The sequence below is a fragment of the Pseudoalteromonas phenolica genome (assembly GCF_005886345.1).
Classification (GTDB): domain Bacteria; phylum Pseudomonadota; class Gammaproteobacteria; order Enterobacterales; family Alteromonadaceae; genus Pseudoalteromonas; species Pseudoalteromonas phenolica_A.
This window is the reverse complement of sequence record NZ_PNEC01000057.1, coordinates 35,047-50,737: the sequence shown is the minus strand read 5'-3', so window position 1 is coordinate 50,737 and position 15,691 is coordinate 35,047. Positions and strand designations below refer to the sequence as shown.

Sequence of the window (15,691 nt, the reverse complement as noted above, 5' to 3'; positions counted from 1 at the left end):
CTATTCAATTAACACTTATTGTTTATTTATAACTTTTGTTAGTGAGCTTTAACCTGAGTTTCGCATACCTGCAGCAACACCTGTCATAGTAACCATGAGTGCCTGATCAATTTGTTCATTTTCATGCTCTCTGGTGCGTTTTAACAACTCTACCTGTAGTAAGTTAAGTGGATCTATGTATGGATTTCTCAATTGTAGAGATTGTCTTAACCATGGTTGCTCTAGTAATAAGGTATTTCCTGGTGCCAACTCTGTTATCAGTGCTTGAGCTGATTTAAGGTCTTGTCTAAGCTGCGCACCAAGCGCTTTAGCATCCGTTGTCATCAATACTTTTTCATAATGCTCAGATAGCCAAGTGTCTGTTTTACAAAACACCATTTCTAACATTTCTAATCGTGTTCTAAAGAACGGCCATTGCTCACGCATTTCATGCAATATCTCAACGCCGTATTGATCAATTGCAGCTTGTAAGCCTTGATAAACGCCAAGCCAAGCAGGCAGCATTAATCGGTTTTGACTCCAAGCAAATATCCATGGAATGGCTCTTAAACTCTCAACGCCGCCATTCGGATTACGTTTTGATGGTCGAGAGCCAAGGGGTAACTTGGCCAATTCCAACTCAGGGGTGACTTGTCTGAAGTATGCGACAAAATCTGGATTTTCTCTGACAATTTGTCGGTAATATTTACATGAGCTTTGGGCAATCAGCTCAACCACTTCAATCCAATGAGATTTAGGTGATGGTACAGGGGTTAAGTTCGCTTCAATGATTGCGCTGGTATAAATAGAAAAGCTTTGTACCGCGACTTTGGGTAATCCATATTTAAAGCGGATCATTTCACCCTGCTCGGTAACGCGCAAGCCGTTATTCAAACTGCCAGGAGGCTGTGATTGTAAAGCCTGAGCCGCTGGTGCTCCGCCACGACCCACTGTGCCACCACGACCATGAAATAATAGCAGCTCAACGCCAAAATCTTTCGCAGCTTTTAGTAGTTTGTCCATAGCTTGATATTGTGCCCAACCAGCGGCCATCATACCCGCATCTTTCGCTGAGTCTGAATAGCCAATCATCACGTATTGCCTATGGTTGATATGAGTTCGATACCAATCACAGGCTAACAATTGGCTTATAACATCAGCCCCCCGATTTAAATCATCCAAAGTTTCGAATAACGGGGCAACGGGTAAATTGAAACGACAACCCGTTTCTTTTAAAAGTAATTTAACAGCCAGCACATCAGAAGCATATTGCGCCATTGAAATAATATAAATGCCTAGCCTATCAGTGGTTTGCTGACTCACTAATTGGCAAGTTTTTAAAACTTCTTCAACTTCATCAGAGGCAGAGAAGTTTTTTGGCAATAGTGGTCTTTTTGATGCTAATTCTTCAATCAAAAACTGCTGCTTCTGGGCTTCGCTCCAAACTGTATAATCACCCAGTTCTAAGTGCTCGACAATGGCACCAATCGCATCAGCATGACGAGATGAGTCTTGACGGATATCCAAGCTGCAGAGATTAATACCAAAGCACTCTAATCTGAGTAACGTATCAAGTAGCAGTCCATCCGCAATTTGCGGCATATTACAGTTATGCAGCGAGTTATAAATGAGCGTAAGCGGTGATTTTACTTGCTCAATCTGTGTGATCACTTCTTGCTCTGAGCCTACTTCACCTTTAATTTTATTCTCGAGCGCTTGAATGGTTTCATCAAGTTCGCCTTTCAACTGCTTCAATAAATAACGATAAGGCTCGTGTTGCTCTCCTATCAATACTTTCACATGCTCATCTGCTTGATGCATAGAAAGTTCGCTACTGAGCATATCAATATCACGAGAGATTAAATCAATCGCCATCCAGCGGCCATGATCTAGTACTGATTGGGTCACCTCAGAGGTCACAAATGGATTGCCATCCCTATCGCCGCCCATCCATGACGTAAAACGGATTGGACTATGAATTTTCTTTAACTGAATACTTAATTTATCTTGAGTAACTTGGTTGAAGTAACGAATAAACTGAGGGACGGCATGCCATAAACTATTTTCAATAACTGCATAACCCCATTTCGCCTCATCAAGGGGAGTTGGGCGTTTAGCCCGTATATCATTGGTATGCCAAGCTTGACTGATCAATTGCTCAATGCGGCTAATAATTACTTTACGTTCGTCTACATCAAGACACTGTAATTCAAGAGCTGATAAACAGTCACTCAGTTGTACGTGTTTGTTAATAATGGTTCTACGTGTCACTTCGGTGGGGTGAGCTGTTAGTACTAAATCGATGTCTAACCCTGCGAGCACAGACTCAACTTGCGCATGGTTTAATTCGCCGTTTGCTAACATTTTCGAAAGCTTTTCGATTTGCTCGTTCAATGCTTTGTAAATACCTTCAGGGGCACCTGTCACCGAAATTGTATGAAATTGTTCTGCTACATTAGCTAGATTCAAAAAATGGTTAAATGCACGTGCAACAGGTAATAGTTCTTGATCAGTCAGATTATGTAAAGTGTCTAGCAATGTGGCTCGGGCATCAGTATCACCTTGACGAGATGATTTTGATAAAAGACGAATTTGTTCAATCTTTTCTAGCATTCCCTCACCCAGTGTTTGCTCGATAATACGACCTAGACAGCCACCTAATTGGCTCACATTCGCTTTCAGGTTTTCGTACTGCTCCACCATAACGACTCCTTTTAATTATTATTTCTCAAAAACAAACTGCTTAAAACACGCCTTGCTCTAAACACACTGTTCAATAATTACTCTCTACTATACAGAGAATTAAAGGCAGATCGAGTGATCTCATTATGCATTTTAAGCGTAATTTTAACTACTTAATTACTAAGCAGCATAAAACCAATGCAACTACTCTATGACGGGCAGTGTCCTTTATGTGCCAAAGAAATGAGAAAGCTTAAGCATTTCGACCTTGAAAACAAGCTCACTTTGATTAACGTACATGATATTCATGAACTCGATTTCAAACGACTTTATCCAAACATAACCAAATCGGACACGCTGAAAATATTACATGGTTACTCTGATGATGGCAGATTATTGTTAGGCTTAGATGCAAACGTACAAGCTTGGCAAACTGTTGGGAAATATCCTTGGTTAAGACTTCTAAGAGTGCAACCAATAAAGTGGTTCGCCGATAAAGGCTATTTATTTTTTGCCAAACATAGATTGAAGATTTCACGCTTTTTAGTAAAAGACGAGTGTAATAATGGACAATGCCAAAGATAAATCACTACATATTGTTATCGGTGCGAGCAGTAAAATTGCTACAGCTTTTATTAATAGACTTACCGAGCAAAATCCTGATGACTTAGTGGTGAGTTTTAGTCAGAATACATTAAATTTTGACTCTGAAAACATTCATCACTTCACCACGAACTACTCTGATGAATCGATTTCTGACTCAGTCTCGACTTTTCAAACCGCTTACTCATCAGAAAGTGTAAGAATAAAAACCATCACATTTTTTAATGGTCAATTACATTCAGACTTACATGGCCCAGAAAAGAGCATACGACAATTTGACCCAGCTTACGCACAATCTCTTTTCAATTCGAATGTTATCACTCCCATGCTTTGGCTTAAGCATCTCGTTAAATTGCTCAAGCGCCAAGATAACTGTGTTGTCACTGCACTATCAGCCCGTGTTGGCAGTATCGAAGATAACGGCTTAGGTGGTTGGTACAGCTATCGAAGCTCAAAATCAGCACTTAATATGATGATGAAAAGTTTTGCGATTGAACTAAAACGTCAAAGCCCTCAAAGTACAGTTTTACTTTTCCACCCGGGTACCACAGATACTCCCCTGTCGAAACCTTTTCAAAAAAATGTACCGGCTGGCAAGTTATTTAAACCCGAGTTTGTTGCCGAGTGCTTATATAACCAAATCGTTGAATCGAATAGTAACGATTTAATTAATTATCTCGACTGGCAAGGCCAGTCTATACAATGGTGAATCATGTTTTTTAATACCCAATCTCTCAATGAATTAGAACAAAGATATCGTGCTCATTTGATAAATAGTTTGTCAGGTTTCAAAAGTGCAAACTTATTAGGCACGGTTGATACAAATGGTCAGGAAAACCTATCTATTGTCAGCTCTGTTTTTCACTTAGGCGCTAATCCAGCTTTATTTGGTATGATCATTCGCCCACATTCAGTACCAAGACATTCTTTTGAAAACCTATTAGAAACGGGTTTCTATACACTAAATCATGTGAACGGAGATATAGTCACACAAGCGCACCAAACGTCAGCTCGTTACGAAAAAGAACAATCAGAATTTACTGAAACAGGTCTAACAGCAGAATATTTGAATGACTTCAAAGCGCCGTTCGTTAAAGAGTCAGATATTAAAATGGGTCTAAAACTTGTCAGTGAGCAAGTAATTGAGTTGAACCAAACTCACTTAGTCATTGGTGAATTAATTGCGCTGCACTGCCCTGACTCGGTCATACAAGCTGATGGTTTTATCGACATTGAAGCGGCAAATACCGTCGCGATAACTGGATTGGACAGTTATCACACTACAAGCAAGATCAATCGTTTAAGCTACGCTAAACCTGATTCAAAGCCTAAGCCTTTAGTTACACTTTAAAGTTTGTTTTTTCTTAAGGTTGCTTTAAACTCAAAAAACCGACCATCAAAGAGAATAACCATGTGGCGTAATAACTTAAAGAAGTTTGCACTCGTCGGCTTAATGAGCGTGTGTTTTACTGCAACTGCAGGATTAGAAGAAGGCATCGAAGCTGCAAATGCAGGTGATTTTGAAAGGGCTTTACAGGAATTTCAGTATTTATCTGATATGAATTATGCCCCTGGCGTTTATGAGTTAGCTAAATTACATGAAGGCGGTTATGGCGTTATTAAGAACCCACGTAAAGCAGCAGAGTTATTTCAAAAAGCTGTAAAACTGGGTAGTGCTGATGCTATGTTTTCATTGGCGGTCATGCATGAAGAAGGTCGTGGCGTGAAACAAGATAAGCAGCGTGCTATTGAGTTGTTCACTCAGGCTGCAAACAAAAATCTTGCTGCCGCACAATTTAACCTAGGGGTTATGTATACCAATGGTGATGGCGTGTTAAAAGACTACGCCGTCGCGATGGACTGGTACGAAAAGGCCGCTGCGAGCAACTACACTTTGGCAATGTTTAACCTTGCCTTAATGTACTATGAAGGTTTAGGTGTTGAGAAAAACATCGAAAAGTCATTTATCTGGAATACATTGGCTGAATATAATGGCAATCGCCAAGCGATGAAAAGCCGAGAGCTTGATGAACAACAGCTTTCTCCTTCTCAGGTTGAAAAAGCGATTGAAAAAGCCAACAAGCTGTATTGGCGTATCCAAGAAAAAACCTATTTTCCAGGTTCTAAAATTGATTAATAAAAAAGCGCTAAGGCGCTTTTTTATGTCTACATTATTTCTGCAAGGTTTTTACAAACCAAGTAAGTAGTTTCGACCGTGACAGTAGCAGTCGCATTCTTAGTTTACCTAAACTGCCGCTTTTAAAAACACTTTTAGCATGACTGAAAGTCAAAACGCCTTCTTTACCGTGATACTGTCCCATACCAGACGTACCTACACCACCAAAAGGTAAATCTTCAACGGCTACATGAAGTAGTACATCATTTATCACTAATCCGCCACACTGTAGTTCTCGCTCAGCACGCTTAATGATTGTCTTATCTTCTGTAAATAAATACGACGCGAGTGGATTGGGGTTTTCTTTTATACCCTTTAAAGCCTCATCAAAACTAGATACGGTTTTTATTGGTAAGAGTGGACCAAAAATCTCTTCACTATGTACCCGAGCTTTATCTAAAGCATTATCAATGAGATGTAAGCCTAGTTTTCGAGTTTCATTATTTTCGCTATGCGGTTCGCTCCAAACCTCAGCGCCGTTATGTAGTGCATCTCCAATTAATTCAATCAACCGCTCATACTGTTGCTGATTAATAATTGAGGTTAAATTGTCTGAGTTTGCACCTAATTTAAATTGTTTTTTGTAATGCTTTTTAATCTCAGAAATTAACTCGCCCTTACATTTTTCATGAACAAGCAAATAATCAGGTGCAACGCAGATCTGTCCTGCATTGGCGGTTTTACCAAAAACAATACTTTTAGCCGCGTGTTTGATGTCTGCATCGTCCATCACGATAATTGGAGACTTACCACCTAGCTCTAAGGTAACTGGCACTAAATTATTTGCGGCGGCACGCATCACATGCTTGCCAATCTCAGTGCTTCCTGTAAAAAACAAATGATCAAAGGGGATGGCACTGAAGCTTTTTGCAACAGCTGGGCCCCCTTCCATAACACAGCAATGATCTGAAAAAGGCTCTAATACACTTTTTATAACTTGATTCGTTGCAGGCGTATATTCACTGAGTTTTAACATGACTTTGTTACCCGCCGCCAAGGCAGTGAGTACCGGCATCAGAGCTAGCTGTATCGGGTAATTCCAAGGAGAGATAACACCCACAACACCTTTTGGCACATATTCAACATGGGCTTGTGAAGGCACAAACTGGATACCTACTTTGCGTTTACTGGGCTTAAGCCAAGATTTGAGATGCTTAATAATATGATCAAGCCCGCCAATCACAGGCATAAAGTCCGCCATTTGTGTATCAAACGTGCAGCGATTTCCAAAGTCTTTGTTAGAGGCTGCAATAAAGTCATGCTCGGCTGTAACAAGCTGAGTTCTTATTTTCTTTAATAAAGAAATGCGTGTATCTACGGATGAATTAGGATGATGCATAAAAGCAACTTTGAGAGATTCAAGTTGCTTTGTCAGTTGGGGATCTATCTCGTATTGCACAACATGCTCATTTATCGGTATTTGGGTAAACACACTATATACCCAAATATGTTTAAGTTATACACCTGAACAGAACAAGCTCTAAAACGTTATAACTGTGACGATTGATAGAGGATAAAATATTTATATTTAGTAACCAAATACCCAAGAACCGAGGGTTATAGTTAACAAGGTTATAAGCAATACTGCAATGATATTCATCATAAAGCCGGCTTTTACCATGTCTTTTATCTTTATCTCGCCGGAACCAAATACAATGGCATTTGGCGGTGTTGCAACTGGCATCATAAATGCGCAACTTGCAGAAATTGCTGCTGGTATCACCCAAATCAGTGGTGTGCCTGCAATTTGCTCTGCAACAGGACCAAGTAACGGCAAGAATCCTGCGGCTGTGGCGGTATTAGATGTGATCTCAGTTAAAAAACAAATTAATGTCGCGACCACTAACACACCTAAAATTAGAGGGATAGCTGATGCGCCAGCCAGCATATCCGCAATATATTGCGCTAGGCCAGAGCTTTTAATTTGTGCAGCAAGCGCAAGACCACCACCGAATAAAAGTAATATCCCCCAAGGCACAGCTTGTGCTGCCTCCCAGTCCATCACCTTAGTCTTATTATCTTTCTTTGCAGGCAAAACAAAAAGAAGTAACGCCGCAATGATGGCTATACCCGTATCAGTGATATTTAATCCTGTCCAAGTTGTTAAATAAGGTCTCAACACCCAGCTCACAGCAGCAAAAACAAACACAAACAGAACGTTCTTCTCGGCAAGTGTCATGCTGCCCAGATCATCTACTTGTTTTTGAAACAGCGTGTTTAGCTTGGCATTATTGCCAACTTGTTTTACGTTGAAAGCAAATCGAGTCAACCAATACCAACAAGTGACAATCATGGTAAAGACGAATGGCACAGCGAACATCATCCACTGAACAAAGCCTATTTTGATTTGATGATTTTCCCACAGGTAAGCAGCCATCAGTGCATTTGGCGCAGTCCCTATGATGGTCCCCACTCCACCTATACTCGCACTGTAAGCAATTGCCAATAGCAGCGCCTTACCGTAATTATCACAACTACTATTGTTTTCTCGTAAAACGTAGATAACTGACAAGGCAATCGGCAACATCATTAGGGTTGTTGCTGTATTATTGATCCACATTGATAAAAAGCCACTGACCATCATCATGGCCAAGATCTGGAATTTTGGATTATTACCACTTTTCAGCATGGTGATCAGGGCAATTCGTTTATGTAAATGCCACTTTTCCATCGCAATAGAAATTAAAAAACCGCCTAAAAATAGAAAAATTAGCGGATGAGAGTACACACTCGTGACTGATTTTATATCGTTAATACCCGCCAATGGCACAGCAATGATCGGCACTAATGAGGTTACAGGAATAGGCACAACCTCACTCACCCACCACACACCCAACCACAGTGCTAAACCTGCGGTTTTCCAAGCGACCTCAGTCATACCATATGGCGTATCAATTAAAAAGGTTGATAAGAAAATGGCTGGTCCGAGTAATAAATAAAAATAGTGGAAAAGTGTTTTATTGTTATCTGAAATCATATCCGTACATTACTTTATTATTTTCGTTGTTTTGGCTTCTGCCCTTTTTGCAACTACACTCAATACCGTTTGTATTGAAAGTAACCGCTAGAGATAAATTTACTATTTAGCGTGCAGATTACTTAGTAATTAAGGAGTGAGTATGAATGAGAGGGTTTTGAACGACAAGATGCAACTCTAAAAAAGAGAGCTCTAAAAGAGAAAATGCGCTTTCAGTCGTTAATAACTGAAAACGCAGCAAATTTTAACTGTGTTTAAAATGAAATTTTAAGCTTTATAGAAATTTAAGCCATAAAACTGATCAAGTGATTATCCCACCGGATCTGATGTTGATTAATCGCATTTAACGCTTTGCCTACACCAACTAAGTTACCCCGTCCTGTTGTTGCGATAAATGTAGTTTTGCTACTCGCAACGCCAGCTGTATCATCCAGCGTTAATAAAGACTTTAATTCTCGTGTGCTTCTATCCCAAATACTCACCACGCCCCCGCGAGGAGAAGTGACAGCCAGCTCATTTTGATCATTAACCGAAAGGCTCGCAATGTACTGTTTAAAACGCATCCATTCATTATTAGTTGCTTGCATCGGCTGGAGCTGCTCACCTATTCTATGACCATAAATAAGCGGATTCACCTGATATACAGCACCTTGGTACTGACAACCAAAGTAAACGGTATCATCATTAGCCACACACAAGTGTCTAATACTTAAATGCTTGTCGCGTAGCTGATGCTTAGCAACAAGTTCACCATTAAGCGTATTAATATAGCTTAAGTTCGGTTGCATGGTGTCTAGGTTTAGCTTTTCTCTCGATTTAGCAGGATGAGTATGAATGCCACCATTAGCAATCACTAAAGTTTGATTGTCACTTAACAGGGCTAGTTGATGTGGTCCTACGCCATGGCTTGAAAATTGCCCAACAATAGAAAAGCCTTTGGTATCTCGAACGGTGATTAAACCATCTCGCTCTGTCATATGTTCATCGAAGTAGTTTTCTGAGGTGAACAATAAACTTTGATCAGCATTTAATACACCATGCCCAAAAAAGTGATGCTGAGGCTGGGCATTAATCTCTTGAACTACTAACTTCGATGCGACATCAATGACGTGCAACTTAACGCCAGGTCTCCTAGCAAATGCGATTATCCTATTTTGCGATTTAATATACGCTAAATCGTGGGCGCGCTCATAGATCTCAACGCGCCCATATAGTTGACCTTGCTCGTCAAACCAACCAACAAAATGTCGGTTTGCTTTATCTGTAAACGCACTAGCAAACACGGTTTTCGCCGATACAGTACACGCCGACAACCATGGCATAAGAGTCGAACATGCACTTAATGCGACTGTGCCCTTAATAAAACTACGTCGATTCATATCGTCACCTTATTAGTCCCCATCGTTGGTGTTAAAACCAGGTGCTAAGTCGGTTACTTGCACAAAATCAGAAGCCATAAGCGCACGCAGCTCTGTGATCGAAGTACGAACAGCTGTCAGTTTTTCTCTGCCTGTCTCAGTTGCGATTAAATCAGCTAGAGTTGCGTTTTCGAGTGCAACAAGGGCCGAATGAACCGCTTTGAAGTGTAATGTAATTTCATTTTTAACGTCTTCTCGGTCATGTAACTCAATTAATAAATCATCAAAACCAAACTTAGTTGCACCATTAAACTGTTGCTCTAAAGCGGTGATGTTAGTTTTAATGTTATTCACTGAAACATGTGCAAAAGGACTTTCTAATAATTCTGGGTTACCAGGTAATGATGTATCTAGTGTCGCTTTTAGTTTTTCATCATTAATAATTTCCAGGTATTCAAACCAAAAAGTTAAATACTTTTCGATTGCACCTTTATGCCCGCTAAAACTCCCAGTTCCAGCCTTGAATTGTTCGCCGTACTCACCTTGCCACTGTGTAAGGACTTCATCCATCAGTGTTACAGTATTACTTGCGATCACATTTAAATAGGCGCAGCGTTGCCCTTGGTTTTGAGATGAAAGAAATGCATTAGCTTCATCTTGATTAAAAACAACATATTCAAATGCAGGCAAACCTTGGAGTTGGTGTTTTGAACTTGGAAACCCATCTGTAAATGTTTCACCCTCAATCAAAATCGATTCAACATCATTGGCTAATTTAGTTGCCTCAATTGGCATATATTGAATTTGTGAGTAAATATAGGTGTCTGATATAGGCCCAAACTTAATGGTACGTGCTACCTGCCAAGCACTATTAGCTTTGCTCCAAGCAGTTTGCAAGCGGGTTAAATCTGCTTCTGTAAATTCTGATTTCTCACACACTTCACTTGTTGTATTTTGCAGGTCTTCGCTTTCGGTCAGCATAAGTTGATAACTCGGTAAGATCACATCATCAACTAATACGGATGTTATTTTTTCAAGTGCTTGTTCTTCAGTCAAACTATTAGAGTTATCTGTTGACCCACTTCCCTGATCTGTTGTTGGCGACGTCGTAGGTGTTTGCTCGTTAGAGCCGCCACCTCCACAACCTGATAATAAAAGGCTTAGCACGACTGCAATTGTTGTTGGCATTAAAGTATTGATTGTTTTCATTGTTTATCCGAATTAAATTTGATTTAAGAAGTACAACAGCGCTGCTCGTTGCTGCTTCGTTAATGATTTGAATTTTCGTTGATGCGGCTGAGCTTCACCGCCATGCCAAAGCACCGCTTCTTCAATCGTGCGTGCACGACCATCGTGTAAAAATGCAGAAAAGCCCTGAACTCTACGCTGTAAACCTATCCCCCAAAGAGGTGGGGTACGCCACTCACTCCCTAATGCAAGGTTTTCAATGCCTTTATCTGCTAAACCTTCGCCCATATCATGCAAAGCTAAATCGGTATAAGGCCAAATAGTTTGCCCTGCTAACGCTTTTACCTGGTAAGAGGTATCTGTAGTAAAACTAGGGGTATGACATTGCTGGCACTGCAATTTGTAAAATAGAGTTTGCCCTTGCTTTGACTTACTACTTTGTAAATCCCTTGCAGGAGGGGGAGCAATTAGTTGACTCATATACACGGTTAAATCATGTAGTTTTTTTGGAATGTCTAGCACATGTTCAGGGTCGACACTTGCAGCTTGTTTACAAGCGACTTGGTGAACTAAACAGGTTTCATCCTTAAAGATAGGATTAGTAATACCAATATCATTGACAAACGCACCTGCCACTTGTTGCTCTAGTGAGCTATGTAAGCCCTTAAAGCCAAACCGACCTATGTGCTTTTCACCACTTACTTCATCTATAACCTGATTATATTTACCGCTGATACCATCATTGTTAGCGTCGTTAATATCTTCAAGGTTCAGTAAATCTGTCTCCTGAATTGCATCCAGTAAGCCCATACCATATACAGCTGGTGCATAGCGGGCAGATAGATAAGTGCCTTTATCAAGTGGTCCATAGGCGAGATTTTCAATTTCGTAACGAGGCTTTCTTAGCGTATAAGTTTCACCGTCATCGTAGCGCCCTGTTATTTCTTCATAAAATACGCGTACTTGTGCTTCACCTTGAACAGGCTTAGTAAGCTTCTCATGAGACAAACGAATTGCCAGAGGCTGAAGTTGACCGCCATATCTGCTATCTCCTTTGCTTGCATTTGCCTGTAAAAACCTAAACAGCAATGCAGGCTCTGCTATCTCTCCATGTTTTGATGGCCTGCCTCGTCCACCATCGGCATGGCAAGTTTTGCATGAGCGGGCGTTAAACAGCGGCCCAAGTCCGTCTCTGTCTCTGGTAATTGAGGGTGAAGCTACCCAAGGATCTCGAAAAAAAGAAAAGCCATCCCAAAAATCCAATTGCTCCATGCGAGGTATATTTTTAGCGGGTTCAATAAAAGAGCGATAATTCAATCGCCCTGTTGCGTCTCCGCCAGGCTTAGCTGCTTGCTCGTTTGATCCTGATGCATTGACAAACATCGACCAACAAATAAGAGTGGCAGCTAACAAACTGCTTTTTTGTAGATTTAACATCATAGTGAATTCAAGAAAGCCAATAGCGCTTCACGTGCTGGTTTATCCATATTTAAATAAACTTGCTTTGCTGATTCGGCTTCACCGCCATGCCAAAGGATCGCTTCTGATAAAGTGCGTGCACGACCATCATGCAAAAATGTTGCTTTTGGCGTTACCGTTTGCACTAAACCCAACCCCCATAAAGCTGGCGTTTTCCATTCAGTGCCAGATGCATCACCTTCAGGGCGGCCATCAGCAAGCCCCTCACAGCGCTGCACGTAATAGCAACTTGCACCGCTGTCACACGCTTCACCACTTGCCAACTCACGAGTTACTTTGCAACTGCCGCCCATGTCATGGAGAAGTAAATCGGTATATGGATAAATCACTAAATTTTGTAAAGCTGAAATGTTGGTTCGTGTGTCTGTAGATACTTGCACTAAATCTACATCACCAAGTAAGCTCCCTTTCGCCTCACCTGTTTTGTATCTTGGCACATGACAACTGTGGCAATTTGCAGCAAAAAACTGGCTTCTACCTTTTAATACATCATCATTCCAAAGATTATTCTCAGTATCAAAACCACGGCGATTTGGTACTGCTAATGTGCGGTTATAAAACTCGACTTGAGCCAAATCGACGTTATTTAAATCAACACCATCGTGGTGCTTGTTTTGCTCTTTTTCAGCTTGAACAAGGCAGGCAGATTGAGCTTCTGTACAAGGCTCACCTGTTGAAACCGTATTCGTCACCCCCATATCACCTCGGTATGCGCCTGAAATTTGTTGTAATACAGATGCTGTTACCGCTTTTTGGCCGAAACGTGCAAGCATCTTTTCATTATTGATCGGGTGAGTTGTATAGGCAGCTTTACCAGATATACCATCATTGTTGGTATCATCAGGATCGGCATAAGCTAAAATACTTTGTGCTGGAATACTCTCTAATAAACCTGAGCCATAAACATGGGTGGATACACGGGCAGAAAACTGCACATCTTTATTAAACTCACCATAAGCAAGGTCTTTTACTTTATAAATCGGTTTCCTTAAGGAGTAAGTTTCGCCATCTGCGAATTGACCCGTTACTGCTTCATATTCGACCCAAGTGTATGCCTCGCCATAAGCCAGCCCTTCTTCTATGGCTCCATTGTGTTTTGCTAATACATCCTTTTGACCATCTATGGTGCCAAAAACTTGAATTTGTTCGCCATAAACCGGGTCTACATTGCCCTTACTATCACCGACTCTCAAAAACATGCTAATCATCGGCTCATTGGCAGATTTAGGAACAACGCCTCTACCATCTTTGATATGACACCCTTGGCAAGTGGTGTTATTGAAAATAGGGCCTTGCCCATCATGATTGGAGCGAAAAACATGGTCGCCCGCTTTGAAAACGGCATCAAGACTAGGCGTATCAACGATTGCAGGTAGCGCTTGGCTAAATGCATCTTCATTAAACGTATTAACCGATGCTTCCCCTGCTGCTAAATGCTCAAACTCGTCAGGTGTATCTTTGAGTAAGTCAGGTAGGCCATCATTTAAGGTGAGAGCAGGAAAAGCCAGATTATCTTTACTGCCTTGATTGCCTTCGGAAGTATTGTCGCCATTATTGTTTGAATTTGTTGGAGAGTTTGTATCTTGTGTGTTACTTCCACCACCGCAGCCTTGCAGAGAAATAAGCGCGATGATTAAAGCTAGCATTGATTTTTTATTATTCATTCAGTGCCCCTGAACTGCTTACTACTGTAACCAGAAACTGAAAAGGCCGACCCAAAGGCCAGCCATACCAAGTTAGATATCTTCTTCTGTATCTTGTTTTAAGTCTTCAGCTGAAACGCCAAGCTCATCGATGGCTTTTTGGATCAGATCTGTTTGTGTAGCAAGTGCAGAGATAGTCGCATACACTTCTTTTTTACGATCTTCATTTTGAATTTGAACGTCAAAAGATACACCTAGCTTGGCATTCGTATCAATAACCGAGGCACTTGCCATTGACGCTTCAAGGGCAGCGCGCAGTTCGTTAGCAAGCTCAGGCTTCCCCTCTTTTACTAATAAGTCATGGATACTTGCGCCTACTAACTCTTCACCATTAATACGTGTATATTTGCCTAAATAATGGTTTTGAACACCTTTGGCATTAAGGTAAATATCACGGTGTGTGTTATCTGAAAAACACGAGTGTTCGTCTTCTTGACTATCGGTGCGAACAGCAATACTCATACGTTCACCAGCAAGTTCACCGAAGCTCAAACGTCCCATACTCTCAAGCATTGCACCTAAGTTTTTCTTTGCATTTTCAGGTTTTACATATTCTAAATAATGGAAGCCTGTGCCAGGAGTCCACGCTTCAGTCACTGCTTGCAGGTCATCAACTAATAGCTCAGCGGCTACTTTTAAGTATTGACCACGACGCGTACAAATTTCGTCAATTGCACCTTGCTCGCCAGATGTACAAGTTTCACCATTTGAATCTGTTGGCATATTGTCAACAGTATAAAAATCAGAAGCTTTACGGTGACCTGCAGTGTAATCACGCGTTGAGGTATAAGTAAGGTCTTGGTTTAAATCTTGACCCCACAATAAGAATTCGATTGCATGATAACCTGACGTTACATTGGCTTCTTCACCATCTAATTCAAATTTATCTTGTAATAGCTGCTTTGTAATTTCTGGGAAGCTTTCTTGATCTGAAATAATGTTACCACCGGCTTGATAAACCGCAGCAGTACCACGCGCCTGATGACCGTCCATATCAATCGTGTAGTCGATCAACGCTTCAGCTAAAGGCCAAGCATTAATTGCGCCTTCTGGGCCTTCGCCATCAACTAATGCTGGTTGACCATCAACTTCTGTAAGTGCGTCGATTGGGCCTTCACGGAAACGGTAAACTTCAGTTTGACCATATGGTTCACGTGCAAAAAGCCAAGCTTGTTTTGCAGCAGTGAAGTTTGCTTCTGTCGGATCAGCAACAAATTCATCAATCGCTTTTTGCATTGTTTTTGCTGCAATCAGAGAGTCTGCAAAAACAGCATAGGCATGCTGTGCATTGGTTTTAACAACATCTTCAGCTGTTACATAATTTGCAACACCATTTTGACCTGCAACACCTTGCTCCCCTTGAGGACCAGCTGCACCTGCTGTACCTGCAGCGCCGTCTTTACCATCATCACCATTACATGCAGCTAATACTGCTGTACAAACTAGCGTAAGCGCAAATTTCTTAAAGTTTTTCACTCTTATCCCTTTAATTATCAGTTTATAGTTTATTATCCAGCAAATATTAACGATTAAAATTAATGCATTC

The 15,691-nt window shown here is 41.0% G+C and carries 12 protein-coding genes; 4 read left to right on the top strand and 8 right to left on the bottom strand.

Annotated features, from left to right (window positions below; all coding sequences use genetic code 11):
* Positions 1-48: 48 nt before the first annotated feature.
* Positions 49-2,682: a phosphoenolpyruvate carboxylase gene (ppc, locus tag CWB72_RS17915; protein ID WP_138634267.1), complete on the bottom strand. Its 2,634-nt coding sequence runs from the start codon at positions 2,680-2,682 to the stop codon at positions 49-51.
* Between the two features lie 177 nt (positions 2,683-2,859).
* Here ppc and CWB72_RS17910 point away from each other — a divergent pair, with 177 nt between their 5' ends.
* The 4 genes from CWB72_RS17910 to CWB72_RS17895 are packed head-to-tail and all read left to right on the top strand — an operon-like array spanning position 2,860 to position 5,401.
* The gene (locus CWB72_RS17910; RefSeq protein WP_138566622.1) at positions 2,860-3,246 is read left to right on the top strand and encodes a thiol-disulfide oxidoreductase DCC family protein; all 387 of its coding nucleotides are present in this window, start codon (positions 2,860-2,862) and stop codon (positions 3,244-3,246) included.
* Positions 3,227-3,973, top strand: coding sequence for an SDR family NAD(P)-dependent oxidoreductase (locus tag CWB72_RS17905; RefSeq protein WP_138634264.1), 747 nt, complete (start codon positions 3,227-3,229; stop codon positions 3,971-3,973). The genes CWB72_RS17910 and CWB72_RS17905 overlap by 20 nt, the downstream gene beginning before the upstream one ends.
* Positions 3,974-3,976: 3 nt before the next feature.
* A complete protein-coding gene (locus tag CWB72_RS17900) occupies positions 3,977-4,615 on the top strand; it encodes a flavin reductase family protein (RefSeq protein WP_138634261.1) in 639 nt (212 codons plus the stop codon).
* A 60-nt stretch (positions 4,616-4,675) separates the two neighbouring features.
* On the top strand, positions 4,676-5,401 hold the full coding sequence (locus CWB72_RS17895) for a tetratricopeptide repeat protein (RefSeq protein ID WP_130256234.1): 726 nt from the start codon (positions 4,676-4,678) through the stop codon (positions 5,399-5,401).
* Between the two features lie 34 nt (positions 5,402-5,435).
* Here the strand turns inward: CWB72_RS17895 and CWB72_RS17890 are convergent, their stop codons facing one another.
* The 7 genes from CWB72_RS17890 to CWB72_RS17860 form a co-directional block, all read right to left on the bottom strand.
* On the bottom strand, positions 5,436-6,872 hold the full coding sequence (locus CWB72_RS17890; protein WP_252371590.1) for a coniferyl aldehyde dehydrogenase: 1,437 nt from the start codon (positions 6,870-6,872) through the stop codon (positions 5,436-5,438).
* Positions 6,873-6,968: 96 nt separating this feature from the next.
* Positions 6,969-8,417: an SLC13 family permease gene (locus CWB72_RS17885; RefSeq protein WP_138634258.1), complete on the bottom strand. Its 1,449-nt coding sequence runs from the start codon at positions 8,415-8,417 to the stop codon at positions 6,969-6,971.
* Positions 8,418-8,701: 284 nt separating this feature from the next.
* On the bottom strand, positions 8,702-9,796 hold the full coding sequence (locus CWB72_RS17880) for a DUF1513 domain-containing protein (protein ID WP_138634255.1): 1,095 nt from the start codon (positions 9,794-9,796) through the stop codon (positions 8,702-8,704).
* A 12-nt stretch (positions 9,797-9,808) separates the two neighbouring features.
* Positions 9,809-10,984 (bottom strand): imelysin family protein, encoded by a 1,176-nt coding sequence (locus CWB72_RS17875; RefSeq protein WP_138634252.1) that lies wholly within the window; start codon positions 10,982-10,984, stop codon positions 9,809-9,811.
* A 12-nt stretch (positions 10,985-10,996) separates the two neighbouring features.
* A complete protein-coding gene (locus tag CWB72_RS17870; RefSeq protein WP_138634250.1) occupies positions 10,997-12,403 on the bottom strand; it encodes a di-heme oxidoredictase family protein in 1,407 nt (468 codons plus the stop codon).
* Positions 12,400-14,106 (bottom strand): di-heme oxidoredictase family protein, encoded by a 1,707-nt coding sequence (locus CWB72_RS17865; protein WP_252371589.1) that lies wholly within the window; start codon positions 14,104-14,106, stop codon positions 12,400-12,402. Before CWB72_RS17865 ends, CWB72_RS17870 begins: the two co-directional genes overlap by 4 nt.
* Before the next feature lie 72 nt (positions 14,107-14,178).
* Positions 14,179-15,621: an imelysin family protein gene (locus tag CWB72_RS17860; RefSeq protein WP_138634247.1), complete on the bottom strand. Its 1,443-nt coding sequence runs from the start codon at positions 15,619-15,621 to the stop codon at positions 14,179-14,181.
* Between the last annotated feature and the right edge of the window lie 70 nt (positions 15,622-15,691).